Below are 4,956 nucleotides of genomic sequence, written 5' to 3'. Positions count from 1 at the left end.
GAAGCGAGTGGCGAACGGCTGAGTAACACGTGGAGAACCTGCCCCCTCCCCCGGGATAGCCGCCCGAAAGGACGGGTAATACCGGATACCCCGGGGTGCCGCATGGCACCCCGGCTAAAGCCCCGACGGGAGGGGATGGCTCCGCGGCCCATCAGGTAGACGGCGGGGTGACGGCCCACCGTGCCGACAACGGGTAGCCGGGTTGAGAGACCGACCGGCCAGATTGGGACTGAGACACGGCCCAGACTCCTACGGGAGGCAGCAGTGGGGAATCTTGCGCAATGGGGGGAACCCTGACGCAGCGACGCCGCGTGCGGGACGGAGGCCTTCGGGTCGTAAACCGCTTTCAGCAGGGAAGAGTCAAGACTGTACCTGCAGAAGAAGCCCCGGCTAACTACGTGCCAGCAGCCGCGGTAATACGTAGGGGGCGAGCGTTATCCGGATTCATTGGGCGTAAAGCGCGCGTAGGCGGCCCGGCAGGCCGGGGGTCGAAGCGGGGGGCTCAACCCCCCGAAGCCCCCGGAACCTCCGCGGCTTGGGTCCGGTAGGGGAGGGTGGAACACCCGGTGTAGCGGTGGAATGCGCAGATATCGGGTGGAACACCGGTGGCGAAGGCGGCCCTCTGGGCCGAGACCGACGCTGAGGCGCGAAAGCTGGGGGAGCGAACAGGATTAGATACCCTGGTAGTCCCAGCCGTAAACGATGGACGCTAGGTGTGGGGGGACGATCCCCCCGTGCCGCAGCCAACGCATTAAGCGTCCCGCCTGGGGAGTACGGCCGCAAGGCTAAAACTCAAAGGAATTGACGGGGGCCCGCACAAGCAGCGGAGCATGTGGCTTAATTCGAAGCAACGCGAAGAACCTTACCAGGGCTTGACATATGGGTGAAGCGGGGGAGACCCCGTGGCCGAGAGGAGCCCATACAGGTGGTGCATGGCTGTCGTCAGCTCGTGTCGTGAGATGTTGGGTTAAGTCCCGCAACGAGCGCAACCCCCGCCGCGTGTTGCCATCGGGTGATGCCGGGAACCCACGCGGGACCGCCGCCGTCAAGGCGGAGGAGGGCGGGGACGACGTCAAGTCATCATGCCCCTTATGCCCTGGGCTGCACACGTGCTACAATGGCCGGTACAGAGGGATGCCACCCCGCGAGGGGGAGCGGATCCCGGAAAGCCGGCCCCAGTTCGGATTGGGGGCTGCAACCCGCCCCCATGAAGTCGGAGTTGCTAGTAATCGCGGATCAGCATGCCGCGGTGAATGCGTTCCCGGGCCTTGTACACACCGCCCGTCACACCACCCGAGTCGTCTGCACCCGAAGTCGCCGGCCCAACCGAGAGGGGGGAGGCGCCGAAGGTGTGGAGGGTGAGGGGGGTGAAGTCGTAACAAGGTAGCCGTACCGGAAGGTGCGGCTGGATCACCTCCTTTCTAGGGAGATTAATTCTTAGAGAGACAAACTTTAACTCGAATAGAGGGCAGGAGCCCGTCCGGTAGATGTCCGCCAGGATAAGTCCCCGCAGCACCCGGTCCCCGGGGTCGCACCCGCGTACCTTGAGAGCCGCATAGCGATAGGAGAGAGATGGAAGATCATTCTTCCAGACTCGATTCTTTTCTGCGATTTAAAGACAGAATGATAGCAATCATTCATCCGATCCAAACAAGAAGAATTCACTTATAAATGAGTGAGGAGCATCTGATCGCGAGCACAGTGAAGACACTGTGCCGCGGTATGAGATACCCGAATTGCGACATACGAGCGCTATTCATGATATCGATTAATTAACTTTAGCGACACGTGGATATCCCGCGGGCCCGAGTGCGGTCCCGCAAGATACCACGGGCGCACGGCGGATGCCTTGGCACAGGGAGCCGATGAAGGACGCGGCAAGCTGCGATAATCCCCGGCGAGGAGCACACATCCTTCGACCCGGGGGTCTCCGAATGGGCGAACCCATCCACAGCAGTGTGGATATCCCCACCCCGAACACATAAGGGTGGGGAGGACAACCCGGGGAACTGAAACATCTAAGTACCCGGAGGAGAGGAAATCAATCTCGAGACTCCCCGAGTAGCGGCGAGCGAAAGGGGACCGATGGCCAAACCGTCGAGCGGGCATACCCGGCAGGGGTTCCGCCGACGGGGTTGCAGGGCCGCGCATCCGGGGGCTGCCGCCCCCGGGCGCAGGTCCGGCTGGGGAGCGGAACGGCATGGGAGGGCCGGCCGCAGCGGGTGACAGCCCCGTACGCGAACCCAGACCGGACGGCGCGACGCGGTCCCTGAGTAGGGCCGGGCACGTGAAACCCGGTCCGAACCTGGGTGGACCACCATCCAAGCCTGAGTACTACCCTGTGACCGATAGCGCACCAGTACCGTGAGGGAAAGGTGAAAAGCACCCCGGGAGGGGAGTGAAACAGTACCTGAAACCGTGCGCCCACGAGCAGTCGGAGCACCTTTATGGTGTGACGGCGTGCCTTTTGTAGAATGAGCCAGCGAGTCGCTGGCGCGGGGCGAGGTTAACCGAAAGGGAGCCGGAGCGAAAGCGAGCCTTAACAGGGCGACTTGAGTCCCGCGCCGCGGACGCGAAGCCGGGTGAGCTATCCGTGGGCAGGCTGAAGCGGGGGTAAGACCCCGTGGAGGGCCGAACGCACGTCGGTTGAAAACGGCGGCGATGACCTGCGGATAGGGGTGAAAGGCCAATCAAACCCGGAGATATCTCGTTCTCCCCGAAATAGCTTTAGGGCTAGCGTCGCGCGTTCACCGCCGGAGGTAGAGCACCGGATGGACGAGGGGGCTTCGCCGCCTACCGAATCCAACCGAACTCCGAATGCCGGCGGCCCAGAGCGCGGCAGTCAGAGCATGTGGGCTAAGCTGTGTGCTCGAGAGGGAAACAGCCCGGACCGCCCGCTAAGGTCCCCAAGTTCCAGCCGAGTGGCAAAGGATGTGCGTCCGCCCAGACAACCAGGATGTTGGCTTAGAAGCAGCCATCCATTCAAAGAGTGCGTAACAGCTCACTGGTCGAGTGGACATGCGCCGACAATACACGGGGCTAAGCTGGACACCGAAGCGGCGGGATTTTAATTCATTAGAATCGGTAGGGGAGCTTCCCATGGGCGGAGAAGCCGGAGGGCGACCGACGGTGGAGCGCATGGGAGTGAGAATGCTGGCATGAGTAGCGAGAGACGAGAGAGTAACTCGTCCGCCGTGAACCCGAGGTTTCCTGGGCAAGGCTAATCCTCCCAGGGTCAGTCGGGGGCTAAGGCGAGGCCGGGAGGCGTAGCCGACGCGCAGCAGGCAGACATTCCTGCACCGCGCACGCGGCGCTACGACCGACGGGGCGACGGATGGGGGTGGCTCGGCGGGGTTCTGGACGTCCCCGTGATGGAGCGCGGCCCGCGGACCAGGGAAATCCGGTCCGCACGAGGGCGAGGCTCCGGACGAAGCGATCAAGCGAAGCGAGTGAGCCCGAGGTCCCTAGAAAAACCCCTAGGCAGGCGCGTGCGCGCCCGTACCGCAAACCGACACAGGTGGGTGGGTAGAACATACCGAGGCGATCGGGTCAACCATGGTCAAGGAACTCGGCACAATGGCCCCGTAACTTCGGGAGAAGGGGTGCCCGCGCGTACGTGAACCGGCTTGCCCGGGGAGCGGAGGCGGGCCGCAGTGGAGAGGCCCAAGCGACTGTTTACCAAAAACACAGGACTCTGCAGAAGCCGCAAGGCGACGTATAGGGTCTGACGCCTGCCCGGTGCCGGAAGGTCACGCGGAGGAGTTAGCCGATTCGGCGAAGCCCCGAAGCCAAGCCCCGGTAAACGGCGGCCGTAACTATAACGGTCCTAAGGTAGCGAAATTCCTTGTCGGGTAAGTTCCGACCTGCACGAAAGGCGCAACGACTTGGGCGCTGTCTCGACCATGGACCCGGTGAAATTGCACTGGTCGTGAAGATGCGACTTACCCGCGGAAGGACGGAAAGACCCCGTGAACCTTCACTGCAGCTTGGCATTGGCCGCTGGTCCCGCGTGTAGAGGATAGGCAGGAGGCACAGATCCGGAGGCGCCAGCCCCCGGGGAGCCGCCCTTGGAATACTGCCCTCGCGCGACCGGCGTCCTAACCCGAGGCCGTCAACCGGCTCGGGGACCGTGCCAGGCGGGCAGTTTGACTGGGGCGGTCGCCTCCTAAAGGGTAACGGAGGCGCGCGAAGGTCCGCTCGGGACGGTCGGCAACCGTCCTTTTGAATGCAAGAGTACAAGCGGGCTTGACTGCGAGGCCCACAAGCCGAGCAGGTGCGAAAGCAGGCTCTAGTGATCCGGCGGCCCCGAGTGGGTGGGCCGTCGCTCAACGGATAAAAGGTACTCCGGGGATAACAGGCTGATCTTGCCCAAGAGTCCACATCGACGGCAAGGTTTGGCACCTCGATGTCGGCTCATCGCATCCTGGGGCTGGAGCAGGTCCCAAGGGTACGGCTGTTCGCCGTTTAAAGCGGTACGCGAGCTGGGTTCAGAACGTCGTGAGACAGTTCGGTCCCTATCCTCCGTGGGCGCAGGAGAATCGATGGAGGCTGCCCCCAGTACGAGAGGACCGGGGTGGACGCACCTCCGGTGAACCGGTTGTCGACCAACGGCACGGCCGGGTAGCCGCGTGCGGCGCGGATAACCGCTGAAGGCATCTAAGCGGGAAGCCGTTCCAGGGATTAGTTCTCCTTCCGGTAAGGGCCCAGGTAGACTACCTGGTCGATAGACGGCAGGTGCAAGGCTGGCGACAGCCTCAGCCGAGCCGCACTAATCGCCCGAGCTCTTCCGGAACCGCACCTCGCGGCCCGCGGGACATGCGCTCAGAAGCGCGGTCCGGGCACGAGGATGCCCCCGAGTCACCTTTCCTATGCGCCATGCGGCCCCCAGGGCACGTGAGTAGACACCGGACACCGTAACGGTGGGCGCCGCCCACCGGTCAGCGGCCAGAGCATGGG

At 63.6% G+C, this 4,956-nt stretch carries 2 rRNA genes; both read left to right on the top strand.

What is annotated here, in order from left to right:
- A 16S ribosomal RNA gene (locus DWZ01_RS07990) occupies positions 1-1,421 on the top strand; the annotation flags it as partial.
- A 396-nt stretch (positions 1,422-1,817) separates the two neighbouring features.
- Positions 1,818-4,792 (top strand): 23S ribosomal RNA (locus DWZ01_RS07985).
- The last annotated feature ends 164 nt before the right edge of the window (positions 4,793-4,956 follow it).

The sequence above is a fragment of the Collinsella sp. AF28-5AC genome (genome assembly GCF_003457875.1).
In the GTDB taxonomy this organism is placed as follows: Bacteria; Actinomycetota; Coriobacteriia; order Coriobacteriales; family Coriobacteriaceae; genus Collinsella.
This window is presented reverse-complemented; position numbering and strand designations above follow the sequence as displayed.